This is a genomic window from Citrobacter europaeus, from assembly GCF_037482245.1.
GTDB lineage: Bacteria > Pseudomonadota > Gammaproteobacteria > Enterobacterales > Enterobacteriaceae > Citrobacter > Citrobacter europaeus.
Genome location: NZ_CP148084.1, coordinates 3,710,385 through 3,724,029, shown reverse-complemented (window position 1 = coordinate 3,724,029; position 13,645 = coordinate 3,710,385). Strand labels below are relative to the sequence as shown.

At 50.5% G+C, this 13,645-nt stretch carries 13 protein-coding genes and 1 tRNA gene; 8 read left to right on the top strand and 6 right to left on the bottom strand.

Annotated features, from left to right (window positions below; translation table 11 throughout):
- Positions 1–867 (bottom strand): bifunctional methylenetetrahydrofolate dehydrogenase/methenyltetrahydrofolate cyclohydrolase FolD, encoded by an 867-nt coding sequence (gene folD, locus WHR59_RS17575; protein ID WP_003021887.1) that lies wholly within the window; start codon positions 865–867, stop codon positions 1–3.
- Positions 868–1,442: 575 nt separating this feature from the next.
- Here folD and fimA point away from each other — a divergent pair.
- The 6 genes from fimA (at position 1,443) to sfmF (ending at position 7,512) form a co-directional block, all read left to right on the top strand.
- Positions 1,443–1,997, top strand: a complete 555-nt coding sequence (gene fimA, locus WHR59_RS17570; RefSeq protein WP_338843339.1) for a type 1 fimbrial major subunit FimA — start codon at positions 1,443–1,445, stop codon at positions 1,995–1,997.
- A gap of 77 nt (positions 1,998–2,074) precedes the next feature.
- Positions 2,075–2,608 carry a type 1 fimbrial protein subunit FimI gene (gene fimI, locus WHR59_RS17565; RefSeq protein WP_047412895.1) on the top strand — a complete coding sequence of 178 codons (534 nt, stop codon included), beginning with the start codon at positions 2,075–2,077 and terminating at the stop codon, positions 2,606–2,608.
- A gap of 41 nt (positions 2,609–2,649) precedes the next feature.
- Positions 2,650–3,342 (top strand): type 1 fimbria chaperone FimC, encoded by a 693-nt coding sequence (gene fimC / locus WHR59_RS17560; protein ID WP_047412892.1) that lies wholly within the window; start codon positions 2,650–2,652, stop codon positions 3,340–3,342.
- Positions 3,343–3,349: 7 nt separating this feature from the next.
- The gene (locus WHR59_RS17555) at positions 3,350–5,971 is read left to right on the top strand and encodes a fimbrial biogenesis usher protein (RefSeq protein WP_213733173.1); all 2,622 of its coding nucleotides are present in this window, start codon (positions 3,350–3,352) and stop codon (positions 5,969–5,971) included.
- A 4-nt stretch (positions 5,972–5,975) separates the two neighbouring features.
- Positions 5,976–6,983, top strand: a complete 1,008-nt coding sequence (gene fimH / locus WHR59_RS17550) for a type 1 fimbria D-mannose specific adhesin FimH (protein WP_043015482.1) — start codon at positions 5,976–5,978, stop codon at positions 6,981–6,983.
- A 34-nt stretch (positions 6,984–7,017) separates the two neighbouring features.
- Positions 7,018–7,512 (top strand): fimbria assembly protein, encoded by a 495-nt coding sequence (gene sfmF, locus WHR59_RS17545; RefSeq protein ID WP_231125753.1) that lies wholly within the window; start codon positions 7,018–7,020, stop codon positions 7,510–7,512.
- 49 nt (positions 7,513–7,561) lie between these two features.
- On the opposite strand, the gene fimZ is transcribed toward sfmF, so the two are convergent.
- The 4 genes from fimZ to fimW all read right to left on the bottom strand — a co-directional run bounded on the left by fimZ (position 7,562) and on the right by fimW (position 10,483).
- The gene (gene fimZ / locus WHR59_RS17540; RefSeq protein WP_043015484.1) at positions 7,562–8,194 is read right to left on the bottom strand and encodes a fimbria biosynthesis transcriptional regulator FimZ; all 633 of its coding nucleotides are present in this window, start codon (positions 8,192–8,194) and stop codon (positions 7,562–7,564) included.
- A 587-nt stretch (positions 8,195–8,781) separates the two neighbouring features.
- Positions 8,782–9,504: a fimbria biosynthesis regulator FimY gene (gene fimY, locus WHR59_RS17535; protein ID WP_043015485.1), complete on the bottom strand. Its 723-nt coding sequence runs from the start codon at positions 9,502–9,504 to the stop codon at positions 8,782–8,784.
- Positions 9,455–9,658, bottom strand: coding sequence for a hypothetical protein (locus tag WHR59_RS17530; protein WP_181634008.1), 204 nt, complete (start codon positions 9,656–9,658; stop codon positions 9,455–9,457). The genes fimY and WHR59_RS17530 overlap by 50 nt, the downstream gene beginning before the upstream one ends.
- A 231-nt stretch (positions 9,659–9,889) precedes the next feature.
- Positions 9,890–10,483 (bottom strand): fimbria biosynthesis transcriptional regulator FimW, encoded by a 594-nt coding sequence (fimW, locus tag WHR59_RS17525; protein WP_043015486.1) that lies wholly within the window; start codon positions 10,481–10,483, stop codon positions 9,890–9,892.
- A 37-nt stretch (positions 10,484–10,520) separates the two neighbouring features.
- Between fimW and WHR59_RS17520 the strand changes: the two genes are divergently transcribed.
- Entirely contained in the window at positions 10,521–10,700 is a 180-nt protein-coding gene (locus tag WHR59_RS17520) for a hypothetical protein (protein ID WP_043015487.1), read from the top strand.
- A 39-nt stretch (positions 10,701–10,739) separates the two neighbouring features.
- Positions 10,740–10,816, top strand: a tRNA-Arg gene (locus tag WHR59_RS17515).
- 8 nt (positions 10,817–10,824) lie between these two features.
- Here WHR59_RS17515 and torS read toward each other — a convergent pair.
- Complete coding sequence (gene torS / locus WHR59_RS17510; protein ID WP_338843338.1) at positions 10,825–13,611, bottom strand: TMAO reductase system sensor histidine kinase/response regulator TorS; 2,787 nt, start codon at positions 13,609–13,611, stop codon at positions 10,825–10,827.
- Between the last annotated feature and the right edge of the window lie 34 nt (positions 13,612–13,645).

The following is a 13,645-nucleotide window of genomic DNA, read 5'->3' as shown; positions in this document are numbered from 1 at the left end:
TTAAACGTCCTTTACATCATGATATTCAACACACGCCTGCAGCGTGTTTTCGATAAGTGTGGCGACCGTCATTGGGCCTACGCCGCCGGGTACCGGCGTGATATATGACGCGCGTGCGGCAGCATCTTCAAAGACCACATCGCCAACAACTTTACCATTCTCCAGACGGTTGATGCCGACATCAATCACAATCGCACCTTCTTTGATCCACTCGCCGGGTATAAAGCCAGGTTTGCCGACGGCAACAATCAGCAGGTCAGCATGTTCAACATGGCGGCGCAGATCTTTGGTGAACCGGTGGGTGACGGTGGTGGTGCAGCCTGCCAGCAGCAGCTCCATGCTCATCGGGCGACCAACAATATTCGACGCGCCAATGACGACCGCATTCAGACCGTAGGTGTCGATGTTGTAACGTTCAAGCAGGGTTACAATGCCGCGTGGGGTACACGGACGCAGGCGTGGCGCACGCTGGCACAGGCGACCGACGTTATACGGGTGGAAACCGTCAACGTCTTTATCCGGCGCAATACGCTCCAGCACTTTAACGTTGTCGATACCCGCAGGTAACGGCAACTGTACCAGGATACCGTCGATGGTGGTATCTGCATTGAGCGTATCGATCAGCTCAAGAAGCTCCGCTTCGCTGGTGGTTTCAGGCAGGTCATAGGAGCGGGAGACAAACCCCACCTCGTCACAGGCTTTGCGTTTACTCGCAACATAAATCTGCGAAGCCGGGTTGCTACCTACCAGCACAACAGCCAGGCCTGGGGCGCGTAATCCAGCCGCTAAACGCGCCTGAACTTTTTGAGCAACCTCAGAGCGCACCTGCTGCGCAATCGTTTTACCGTCAATAATCTTTGCTGCCATCAGAGAGAGGATTCCGTCTGTTACGTTAAACCGAAGGGGATGCTGCTATTTTGTCAGAAGCGGGACGTGCTGTCAGTTTTCGTTTGCGTTTTTACGTGCGATAGGGGGCGTTACTGCCGGCGAAAGGGGTCAGGTCAGAGGCTAAAGCCTTACGGGTAATTAATGAGCATGCTAATTAAAGTTAACGTGAATGAAACAACTCATCACCCTGGTCTTTTCATGGGTAATGCGTCGCAAACCAGTCTGTTACGCTTAATTTTGGGTGATTTTACCTCATTTTCACCCAGATTTTTCCTGGGGCCTATTAAGAATTAGCCAGGGCCATTAAAAGGAATTGCAGGTATTTTTCATTAATTGAAATGTTTAATTTATCGCTGTGACGAATAGTCATATTCGCGAAGATAAATTAGTGAATCAAATACTCAGGAGAGTTGGGGTAAACGGTTAGCTAATTCTCTTGCGAGATATATCTTTACAGGATGCAGAGATAATTAGCCTGACATTTAATGTCGATAATGAGTCAAACGGATCCCGCAGGACGCCGGAGCCGGATGTGTGTAATTCAAGGGAAATCCATGAAACGTAAATTAATGACCTCTTCTGTTATTGCCAGCCTGATGTTAGTCGCAGGTGCGGCGGTTGCGGCCGATCCGGTAAGCGTTAGCGGCGGTACTGTGCATTTTGAAGGTGAACTGGTCAATGCAGCCTGTGCAGTCAGTACTCAGTCATCCGATCAGGTTGTCACCTTAGGCCAGTATCGTACTGCCAGTTTTGCCGCAGTGGGTGATACGACGGCACAAATTCCGTTCTCTATCGTCCTGAACGACTGTGACCCGAAAGTTGCCGCAACCGCAGCCGTTGCTTTCTCTGGTCAGTCTGATATTACCAATAACAACCTGCTGGCCGTCACTTCTGCAGACAACGGTACTACTGCCAGCGGCGTCGGGATTGAAATTCTGGACAATACGTCCACCGCGCTGAAGCCGGATGGAGCCACCTTCTCTACCGCTCAGGCGCTGGTTGAAGGGACCAACGCCCTGCGTTTCTCTGCGCGTTATAAAGCCACTGCTGCAAGCGCAACGCCGGGTCAGGCAAATGCTGACGCGACGTTCATCATGAAGTACGAATAAGCCGTTTTGATTTGCGCAAGGATGCAGTACGCCTCATTGGATGAGGCAATATCCGGGGATGATGAAGGATGCGGCAGATGATAGGGAAAGGCGTGGCGCTGGCGGGAATGCTATGCGTAATGCCCGTGTTTGCACATACGGTAATACTGGAAAGTGGCCGCGTCCACCTACGCGGGCAACTGGTCAACGGAGCCTGTACGGTCGCCACTGACAGTCAGAATATGCGGGTGCAAATGGGGCAATATCGCACTAATGCTTTCTCCGGGACGGGAAGCTTTGCCTCTACCAGCGTACCGTTTTCACTGCGTTTAACCTCGTGCAGTTCTGATGTCTACGACCATGTTGGGATTGCGTTTGCGGGCGTGACGCCAGCGGAAGATCCGCAGGTTTTCCTTGCCAGCGGCGATGCTTCTGCGGCTTCGGGGATCGGTCTGGCGTTATTTGACGAGCGCCAACGGCAAATTATTCCGAATGCACTGCCGCTTCATTATGCGCCGATTATAACGCAAGAGATGACGTTTCATTTCACTGCTCGTTATCGGGCTGTCTCGGAAAATATAACGCCGGGAATGCTTCGTTCAGACGTGTGGTTTACGTTGGTTTATCCCTGATTTATTTCCCAACGATAATCGCATCAAAGGTATTTGTAGCTATGTCTAATTATCTGAAATCAGGTTTTATCCTTTTACTGGCCTTATTTTCTGCTGCCAGTGTTCAGGCTGCCGGCGGTATTGCATTAGGCGCCACTCGCGTTATTTATCCGGCTGATGCCAAACAAACATCCCTGTCTATCAGCAATAGCGATACCAAAGAGCGTTACCTGGTAAATTCCTGGATTGAGAATAGCGCAGGCGTTAAAGAAAAATCATTTGTGGTTACGCCTCCACTGTTTGTCAGCGAGCCCAAAAGCGAAAATACGCTGCGTATCATCTATGCCGGCGAACCGCTGCCCAAAGATCGTGAGTCTCTGTTCTGGATGAATGTGAAAGCCATTCCGTCAGTCAATAAAAACAGCCTTGAGGGCAAAAATGTTCTGCAACTGGCGATTCTGTCACGTATCAAACTTTTCGTCCGTCCGAATAATTTGCCGCAAATCCCGGAAGATGCGCCTGGGATGCTGACGTTTTCCCGTTCCGGTAACCACCTGAAAATCAATAATCCGTCAGCGTATTACGTCACATTGGTCAATCTCAATGTGGGGAAAACAAAGGTCGATAACGTGATGGTTGCGCCGAAAAGCGATGCGCAGATCCAGCTACCAACGGGCGTTCAGGGCAACGTCACGTTCCAGACGGTCAATGATTATGGCGCTGTGACTCCGGCCAAAACGGTTAGCGTGCGTTGAGATAACGATGAATAAGACAACGTATTTTCCTGGCCTGTTACCGGGGGTTACTCCACCGCTGGCAGGGGTGGCGTTGTCCACGCTGGCGGCGCTCTTTCCCTCTTTAAGCCATGGGGAAAGCTATTTTAATCCGGCCTTTTTATCTGCGGATACGGCAACCGTGGCGGATTTATCACGCTTTGAAAAAGGCAATCACCAGCCTGAAGGCGTTTATCGCGTGGATATCTGGCGCAACGATGAGTTTGTGGCCACTCAGGATATTCGTTTTGCGACCAGTGCGGGAAAAGCCGGGGAGAAGTCTGGTGGGCTGATGCCGTGTTTTGGACTCGACTGGGTGAAACGCCTTGGCGTCAATATCGCCGCGTTTCCGGCACTCAGTAAGGACCCGAACGATACCTGCATCAATCTGCCTGAAGCGATTCCAGGCAGCGAGATTGCATTTGATTTTTCTACCTTGCGCCTCAACGTCAGCCTGCCGCAAGCGTCGATGTTAAACAGCGCGCGTGGCTATATCCCACCTGAAGAGTGGGATGAAGGGATCCCAGCTGCGCTGGTTAACTACAGTTTTACCGGCAGTCGCGGCAGTGATGCGGACAGCTATTTCCTGAGTATGCTCAGTGGTCTGAACTATGGCCCATGGCGGTTGAGAAATAACGGCGCGTGGAGCTATTCCAAGGGCGATGGATACCATTCACAAAGCTGGAAAAACATCGGTACATGGCTTCAGCGCGCAATTATCCCGCTGAAAGGCGAACTGGTGATGGGCGACAGCAACACCGGCAACGACGTTTTTGACAGCGTCGGGTTTCGCGGTGCGCGGCTCTATTCCTCAGACAGTATGTATCCTGACAGCTTACAAGGCTATGCGCCTACCGTTCGCGGCATTGCGCGTACCGCAGCGAAACTGACCATTCGTCAGAATGGCTATGTGATTTATCAAAGCTATGTTTCACCCGGCGCGTTCTCGATAACCGATCTCAACCCGACGTCATCCAGCGGTGACCTTGAGGTCACTGTGGATGAGAAAGACGGCAGTCAGCAACGCTATACGGTGCCGTACTCAACGGTTCCCTTATTACAGCGAGAAGGGCGTTTCAAGTATGACGTGGTCGCCGGGGATTTTCGCAGTGGCAATAGCCAGCAATCCTCACCTTTCTTTTTCCAGGGAACATTAATTGCCGGGTTACCAGAAGGCTACACCGCATATGGTGGTACGCAGTTGGCTTCACGCTACACCGCGATGGTTTTAGGCACTGGTCGAAATCTCGGGGACTGGGGGGCGGTTTCTGTCGATCTTACCCACGCGCGTAGCCAACTGGCGGATGACAGTACGCACCAGGGGCAGTCTTTGCGTTTCCTGTATGCGAAATCGTTGAACAATTTTGGCACTAACTTCCAGCTGTTGGGGTATCGCTACTCAACGCGTGGCTTCTATACCCTCGATGACGTCGCGTACCGCAGTATGGAAGGCTATGAGTACGAATACGACAGTGAGGGCAATCGCCACGACGTGCCCAATGTGAAGAGCTACCACAACCTGAGCTACAGCAAAAAAGGTCGTTTCCAGATAAACATTTCGCAGAATCTGGGGGATTACGGATCGCTGTATGTCTCGGGTAGTCAGCAAACGTACTGGAATACCTCAGATACCAATACCTGGTACCAGGTAGGCTATGCCAGTGGCTGGCAGGGGATTAGCTATTCACTCTCCTGGTCGTGGAATGAATCGGTTGGCATCTCCGACACCGACCGTATTCTGGCGTTCAATATGTCAGTCCCGTTCAGCCTGCTGAGCGGGCGGCGCTACTCGCGTGACAACGCCCTCGATCGCACCTACGCCACCTTTAATGCCAACCGCAATAGCAACGGACAAAACAGTTGGCAGAGCGGAGTCGGCGGTACGCTGCTGGATGGACGCAACCTGAGCTACAGCGTGAATCAAGGGCACAGTAGCACCAATGGCTATAGCGGAAACGCCAGCGCCAACTGGCAGGCGGCCTATGGCACGCTCGGCGTGGGATACAACTATGACCGCGACCAGCATGACTACAACTGGCAACTCTCCGGCGGCGTGGTGGGTCACGCGGACGGCATTACGCTCAGTCAGCCTCTGGGCGATACCAACGTGCTGATTAAAGCGCCTGGCGCGCAGGGGGTGCGGATAGAAAACCAGACCGGCGTTCAAACCGACTGGCGTGGATACGCGGTGATGCCGTATGCCACCGTCTATCGCTATAACCGCGTCGCGTTAGACACCAATTCCATGAACAACAATACCGATGTGGAAAATAACGTCAGCAGCGTAGTGCCAACGCAAGGGGCGTTGGTGCGGGCGGCGTTTGATACGCGAATCGGCGTGCGGGCACTGATTACCGCGAAATATGCCGGTAAACCCGTGCCGTTTGGTTCCGTTGTGCGGGAGAACACCAGCGGTGTGACCAGTATGGTGGGTGAAGACGGGCAAATTTATCTCAGTGGTCTGCCGCTAAAAGGCGAGTTGCTGATCCAATGGGGAGAAGGCGCAAAAGCTCGCTGCACGGCGCGCTATGCCTTGCCTGAAGAGAGCCTGAAACAGGCGGTGACGATCACGAACGTGACGTGCGAATCTCCAACGGCACGACAGGAATAATACGATGAAACGACAAACGGGTTTGTTACTGGGAAGTGCTTTACTGCTGATGGCCCATTCGTCCTGGGCGACGGTCTGCCAAAACTCGAATGGCACACCAACGGATGTTTTTTACGATCTGTCGAACGTGTTTAACAGCAGCAACAACCAGCCGGGTCAGGTCGTGACGTTACCGGAAAAATCGGGCTGGGTTGGCGTTAATGCCACCTGTCCGGCTGGGACAACGGTAAATTACACCTATAGAAGCTATGTGACTGAACTGCCGGTTCAAAGTACCGAGGGTGGATTTCAGTACCTGAAGCTCAATGACTACCTGCTAGGGGCCATGAGCATCACCGACAGCTACGCTGGGTTGTTTTATCCTCCGCGTAATTATATCCGCATGGGGACTCACCCTAACGTATCTAAGCAGCAGCCTTTTGGCGTAATGGATTCAAAGCTGGTGTTTAAACTCAAAGTGATCCGCCCGTTTATTAACATGGTGCCGATCCCCCGGCAGACGATGTTCAGCGTTTATGTTACGACCAGTACCGGAGATGCGTTAAGCACGCCGGTTTACACCATCAGCTACAGCGGCAAGGTGGAGGTTCCACAAAACTGTGAGGTGAACGCCGGACAGATTGTCGAATTTGATTTTGGTGATATTGGCGCATCGCTGTTTAGCAAGGCGGGGGCGGGAAACCGGCCAGAAGGCATTAATCCGCAGACCAAAACGGTGGCGATAAAATGCACCAACGTCGCCGCACAGGCCTACTTAACCATGCGTGTAGAGGCCGAGAAAGCCACCGGGCAAATGATGGTTTCTGATAACTCAGATTTAGGTTTTATTGTCGCCGACGGCAATGGCAGACCGCTGACGCCTAATAATCTGTCCAGCACGATTCCGTTTCAACTGGACGACAACGCCGCGGCAAGCGTGGGCATTCGGGCATGGCCGGTCAGCGTGACGGGCAATAAGCCCACCGAAGGACCTTTTACAGCCCGTGGCTATCTGCGAGTGGATTATGACTAACAAGCAAACGCCCCCCGCAGGGACACTCCTGGCAATGCTGTCTCTGCTGACATTCAGTTCGTTGTGCCATGCCGCTTCGTCGCTGGGAGAAATCAATATTGAACTGCGCGGTAACGTGGTGGACTTTACCTGTGCGGTAATTGCCAGCGACAGCAACAAGTCTGTGGAGCTAGGCACCTGGCCGACAAAGCAGCTTCAGACCAGTGGAGAGACCACGCAACCGGTCGCGTTTACGCTGAAGCTGGAAGGCTGCCCGCCGGGATCCGCTTCGATAACGTTTTCCGGAACACCGGCACCAGGCACGACGTTGCTGGCGCTTGATGATGCGGTGATGGCGCAAAAGGTGGCGATCGAATTGCATGACAGCGATCGCACGCGATTGCCGCTCGAACAGGCCAGCCAGACCGTGGGGATTGATGAGAACGGCAATGCCACGCTGACCTTTTTCGCCAACTATATCGCGTTAGCAGACGGGGTTCAGCCTGGTCTCGCCAGGGCTGATGCCACGTTTATGATTAACTATAACTAATCAATGTGCTGACAAAACACTCCCGAACGACATCTCGCCGGGAGTGTTATTACATTAATTCATGCATTTTTGCGTAATCAATCAGCTCAACGATGGTGTGTAATCCGAGCTTGGAGTAGATATTCGCCTTGTGAGCGCTAATCGTTTTATTGCTGAGTAACAACTGCTCAGCAATTTCCTTATTGGACAGCCCGTTTGCCAGATAACGCAAAACGGTAACCTCGCGGTTAGAGAGCGGCATGTCATTCAAGACGCCTTTCTGTGCATTTATATTGTTAATGAAATTAAGGGTATCCGAAGGGAAAAAAGAATATCCCGATAAAATCATTTTTACCGCATTGTAGATATCATTGAGATCCTTTCGTTTACTGACAAAACCATTTGCACCGGCCCTGATAGCACGCCCGGCATAAAATGACTCAGATTTTGAGGACAGAAACAGTACCCGAGTTTTCTCCTGCAATGACTTTATTCTTTTGAGTAATGTAAACCCATCAGAGCCAGGTAGTTCAATATCCAGAATGACAAGATCGACCGGGTGCGTGCGCAGGTGTTCTATTGCCGTACGGCTGTCATCGGTTTTCAGCACTACTTGAATATTACTGTTTTTCTCGAGTAGTACTTCTATCGACATTCTGACAATAGGGTGTTCGTCCATAATGATAACGGATGCTGGTTTCATTGTTGTATGCCTCAAACTGTTTGCGTATCTTGCGAATTTGATAAAACATCAGGCGTTATAATATTGTCAAATAGCCAAGAATTGTTCTGAGGGAGAGCCGAATAAATATTATTTCATCCTTGTTTATTCGGTTGTTCTTCTGCAGAACAATGAATTTGTGGAAAATCCATTTCACACCGGGAAAACTAACAATTAATCAGGAAACTGTGGGGATTATACCTGCTCTGTTCTTTCGGAAAAGACTTACAACATCCCGGTTGTTAATGTCAGTTAGGATGTTCTGAAAGATCCAGGTGTCTTAATGGCTATTGGCATTATTTATCTGCAGTTCGAATTATGGCAGATTGAAAATTTTTTTTAAACAGTAAAAACGATATGATAAACTAATTGTTTAGGTTTTGTTAAGGCGGCATTAAGGTGGTTTTATATTGAAATGCACAGAATCTGTAAGGTTTACTGTGACAGTCGCACCAGACATAATACCAGGAATAGTTGTAAATATTAAATTTTTGTAAAAATTAGATCTGTTTTCTTATTCAAGAATAAGTAATTTCTTAAAAAATCTTATGGGACAGGAGGTTATGGTGTTAATTAAAATGAGGAGAGGTAACGTTGAGGCGATGTATCAGATGTAAGAAGCGTTGCCTGCTGGGCAATCCCAGGCGCGTAATCAACTTGTTCAGACGATAGATGATGCGGTGGTAGGGGAGAGTCTGTAACAATGCAATCTTTTTTAATGAGTTACCTTGTAAAAGTAAGGCAATCATCTCCCAATCGAGCTGGTTTATGCGCCTGGAATGAATATAGTTTAGAGCCGGATATAATAAGGCGTGACGCATCTCCGGGAGGCGTAAATTGCGTGACAAGATATAAAATGGACCAGACAGTGAAATAAAAGAGGTAAGGTCTTCATCGCGATTCGATAGCATTATGAAGATTTGAATGTCATTACGCTTCTTAATTAATTGACGCAGACCTTCAAGTATATCGAAATAAGGAGTTGTTAAGCCTTCTATGTCAATCACTAACTGGCTAATTACCGGCTCTTGCATGCTGAGCAACGCCGATTCAACGCTCTGGAAGATCCCCGTGCGAGTGCCTGAAAATAAATGCCGGCTCAGCGCATAGGCCAGATAGTAGTCTGTCGTAATTATCGCCTGAGATATAGTGTCGTCCGGTAATGTGTATTCGAGTTTTTGCGCCAGATACTCGAGCCGGTCAAATACCTGTGAGGTACAGTGGGGATATTGCCAGGTACAGTTAGCGTTTCGTATACGGCGATAGCGGTCCCGGCGTTTTGCGCTGTGCATCCTTTTCCATTCCATTTCTGTTGCGGCAGGTCTGGATAAATTGCTGACTACAAACATCGCTGAACCAAACTTTTGCCAGCGCAAAGGTGAGTTTACTTGTGCCGTTGGGTTTCAGTGCTTCAACAATCATCAGACTGGCAATTGCGTATCCCATCAGAATAATCTGCCGGAAGTTTTCTGATGTCTTACTCAATGCCCAAAAGCTTGTTTTATCCAGTTCAGCCTCTCTCTGAGATTAGATAAAATATTACCGGGTATGTCTTTCTGTTACCCCGGAAATAGTATGGCTCGATAATTCTGGCAGCCTGAAGCCAGGTACAGTAGGAGCCGATACTTAATCGACGATGAGATATTTCTCAATAAAAATTAGGCAGAACTACTCCGACTAATTTTGTAGAAAGTTCAGATGTGCGCGGATGTATCTTAAGAATTGCTGATCGTTTTTCACATGCAGCTTTTTCATAATGCTGCGGCGGGTAGCTTTGGCCTGGAGATCGCTTACCGAGAGCAGGTGAGCCGTTTCGGCTAAGGTATACCCACTGGCGAGAAACATTAAGAACTGACGTTCTTCGATAGAAAAGTTACGAGTGGTGCAGTAATGGCAGATAGTTGCGGGCACGCTATTGCGCAGCGCGCGTTTTTGCAGGATGAGAACCAGTTTTTTGGTTATCTCGTCTACGTCATCTTCCCGATAAATCAGTGGCAGCATGTACAAGCAGGGTCGGAACATCAGCTTATCTTTATCGTTTTTGCTACAGATGACCACCCGGTGTTGGCGCCTGGTGTGGACAGGAACCTGGTAGCAATCGGCGCTGAGCCAATCTTCATCCAAGGAGATAAACGCGATGTCAGCGCGATCGATATCTTCGACGGGTAAAAAGCAAATCTCCTGGTGCCATTGATTTGCCAGATGGGAGATGATGATTTTCAGTCCATGTTCGAAGTGACTGTTTTCTTCCTTGATGGCGATACTTAACATTAAAGAGTTCCTGAACCACGGGAGAGGGGATAAAGGAATGTTAAGCAAAATCATAAATATTCTAAATACATGTATCCCTAAATCTGACGTTTTGCGGGCTGAGTTGTTACCAGGTGATTTCCTGGATACCCTTGAACGAGCAGAAAAAATCAACATTCGTACACTTCGCCAGCAACCGAAACAAAAGGCATTGACTCAGCAAGCGCTGACCGTATAATTCACGCGTTTCATCTGCATGAAGTAATCACTTCGCAATGCGCCCTTAGCTCAGTTGGATAGAGCAACGGCCTTCTAAGCCGTAGGTCGTAGGTTCGAATCCTACAGGGCGTACCATCTAAACATCACTTCAGATGTCCAGCTTCAGCGAATTGCGATGAATTTTCCTTTTCCAACCACGTTTCCACTTCCTTAAGACTGAGTTGTACCTCCTCCCTGAGTGAAAAATCAGCTAACGGCTGTTGTTCAAGTGCGGCACAAACGCTGCTGGCAGAACGCATTCCCATGCTGGCGCAACTGCTTTTTAGCTGATGCGCCAGACTTTTTATCTTCTCGCGATCGTGTGCTGCGCGCGCATTATCAATCTCATCTAATACAGGAAGGGTATGTTGCTTAAAGAGCGCTAACCATTCGTGTACCTTTTGCCATCCCATTAGCTGAATATCTCCGGCTAATTGCTGGGTATCTAACCGTTTGTTGTCATTTTCTGATGCAACCGGGAGAGGCGCGTAACCGTGAAAATAATGCATAATTAACCGACTGAGTTCATCCCGGGGAACCGGTTTTTGAATAACGCCGAGAAACAGGGTACTGGTTCTTTGGTTTAGCGTTTCGTCGATGACGTGCGCGCTAAAGCCTATCAGATTTAGCATTGGGTATGCGCAGGTTAACTGCTGCGCCAGCGTGATGCCGTCGATATCCGGAAGACCGAAATCAACCAGGGCGGCATCATAATGGGCGTCTTGCTGCAGTATGGTTAGTGCCGCTGCGGCATTGTCGGCAGCGGTAACCTGTGCGCCATTGAGGGTGAGCATTTCTGTGCTGATGCGCTGCGTGAGAGGGTTATCCTCGATAAGCAGTATGCGTAAACCCTGTAATGATATCGCTCGAGGAACGGATTTCGCTACCGGCATCGCGCCAGCCCGTAATGGCAGACGCAAACGAAAGCAGCTTCCTACCCCTGGTGTGCTGGTGACGCTGAGTTCTCCCTGCATCGCCTGCGCGAGGCTGGCGCTGATGGTGAGTCCAAGTCCGGTTCCCCCACGTTTACCGCTTACCTGAACAAACGGCTGAAAAATGTCGCCCTGACGGGCAGGATCAATCCCGCATCCCGTGTCCTCAACCTCAATGTACCAATCCTGGCCTTCACACCGACTACGCAGGATGATGTGCCCCCGATCGGTAAAGCGCAGTGCGTTGTTTAATAAGTTAGTTATGATTTGCCGGATGCGGCGCGGATCGCCGCGTAAGGAGTCGGGTACGTCGTCGGCAAAATCCATAATCAATGCGACCGGGCGACCCGCAACGCGACTGTGCATGAGTTGAAGCGTACTTTCCAGCAATGGCCTGGGCTCAAAGGGTTCATCACCGATGGCCACATTTTTTCCGCCCGCTTCGATGGCGGAATAGTCAAGAATATCGTTGAGGATGGTCAGCAGAGATTCGCCAGAGTCGGTGATTGCGCGCAGATTCTCCTGATGCTGCGCCAGTGCGGGATTGTCTGAGAGCAACTGCGCAGTGCCGAGGATTCCGTATAGCGGGGTGCGTATTTCATGGCTCATGGCGGCAAGAAACGCCGATTTTGCCTGGTTAGCTTTTTCGGCTTCCGCACGTGCCAGCCGATGTTCAGACACCATCGACCGCAGCTCGGCGGTGCGCGCTTTAACCTGAGCGGCCAAATGTTCGCGGTGGCTATTCAGGGCGTGAACGCTGGCGCGAAAGGCATCCATCAACCGCCCAATGGTGTCCAGTTCGCGAACGCCTGCGGTTTCCGGAAATGGGGAGTCGATATCACCTTCAAGCAGACGCTGTAACGCCTGGGTTTGCTGCGCCAACGGACGCGTGACCGAGCGGTAAACCACGCGCCAAAGAATGAGAATTAACAAGCATAATGATACCGCACCTAACAGCAGCAGCAGCGTTTGCCCGCGCTGGCTGGCCTGTTTGAGATGCGCCAGCCCGGTCTGATTGCGTTGGCCGATGATTCCCACCAACTGACTGACTTCGCTACTGAAACGGGTAAATTGCTCGATATTGTTTTGCGATAAGATCTGTAAGCGGGTAGTAATGTCATTGTCCTGACGATACAGGGCCAGCAGATCGACATAACGGCTAATTGAATTTATTGCGTCGGCAACCTGAGCGCGTACCACCGGATCTTCAATGCGTATTTGTCGGCGGTGAAGCACTCTGACGGCGGCATTCAGCTGGTTTTCCAGCGCCGCCAGGTTATTCTGCGCCTGGTTATTCCCCAGATTCATCACCATTTGCTGCACGCGTAGCGCGCTCAGGCGCAGTTCATTCATCTGGTTATAATATTCCAGATCAATATCGATAAGCCTGTCGAGAGCGTGTTCAGCCGCCTGCCCCTGATGGCTTTCAATTAAATCATAAATGCTTGCCTGCGTAGCGCCCGCCGAGGTGGCGGCATTACTGGCCTGCCCGCGCGCCATTTCGGCAACGTTGGCGGTAGCCTCAACAAGTTGTTGGCTGAGTTGTTGCTGTTGCTCGCGCAGTTTCAGCCGTTCGCCAACCATTTCCCCCTGATGGCTTAACGACTGGGCGATCTCTTTTTCCTGTTCTTCAATGGACGAAGTATCAAAGCCCTGTTCGCGAAGAGTTTTCAGTAATGCGGTTATTTTCAGACTTTGGGCGGTTAACATACGCCCCTGAGCCAGCCACATATTTTCATTATCTGCGGTGGTCAGATTCTGCGCGGAAAACAGTTCCCAGGCGCTGGCTTCGCTGAGCTGGCGCGCCATGTCCATGGTCGGGATCAGCGCCTGGGTATTGGCCTGCTCAACCTGGCTGACAAAACGCAGGTTATACCAGCCTACCAGCGTACTCATGAGGGTCAGCGCCGCCATCAGCGCAAAGCCTATCCACAGTCGTTTGGTCAGAGATAAATTCACTGTCTGGTCGCCACAGATTAAAAAGGTTGAGTCG

What these genes read in the sequence shown, in the direction of transcription:
- fimY (WP_043015485.1), bottom strand. Translation starts at nt 9,504, where the DNA reads ATGCACAGCGCAAAACGCCGGGACCGCTATCGCCGTATACGAAACGCT.
- WHR59_RS17555 (WP_213733173.1), top strand. Translation starts at nt 3,350, where the DNA reads ATGAATAAGACAACGTATTTTCCTGGCCTGTTACCGGGGGTTACTCCA.
- sfmF (WP_231125753.1), top strand. Translation starts at nt 7,018, where the DNA reads ATGCTGTCTCTGCTGACATTCAGTTCGTTGTGCCATGCCGCTTCGTCG.
- folD (WP_003021887.1), bottom strand. Translation starts at nt 867, where the DNA reads ATGGCAGCAAAGATTATTGACGGTAAAACGATTGCGCAGCAGGTGCGC.
- fimW (WP_043015486.1), bottom strand. Translation starts at nt 10,483, where the DNA reads ATGTTAAGTATCGCCATCAAGGAAGAAAACAGTCACTTCGAACATGGA.
- fimA (WP_338843339.1), top strand. Translation starts at nt 1,443, where the DNA reads ATGAAACGTAAATTAATGACCTCTTCTGTTATTGCCAGCCTGATGTTA.
- fimZ (WP_043015484.1), bottom strand. Translation starts at nt 8,194, where the DNA reads ATGAAACCAGCATCCGTTATCATTATGGACGAACACCCTATTGTCAGA.
- fimI (WP_047412895.1), top strand. Translation starts at nt 2,075, where the DNA reads ATGATAGGGAAAGGCGTGGCGCTGGCGGGAATGCTATGCGTAATGCCC.
- fimH (WP_043015482.1), top strand. Translation starts at nt 5,976, where the DNA reads ATGAAACGACAAACGGGTTTGTTACTGGGAAGTGCTTTACTGCTGATG.
- WHR59_RS17520 (WP_043015487.1), top strand. Translation starts at nt 10,521, where the DNA reads ATGTTAAGCAAAATCATAAATATTCTAAATACATGTATCCCTAAATCT.
- fimC (WP_047412892.1), top strand. Translation starts at nt 2,650, where the DNA reads ATGTCTAATTATCTGAAATCAGGTTTTATCCTTTTACTGGCCTTATTT.
- WHR59_RS17530 (WP_181634008.1), bottom strand. Translation starts at nt 9,658, where the DNA reads ATGGGATACGCAATTGCCAGTCTGATGATTGTTGAAGCACTGAAACCC.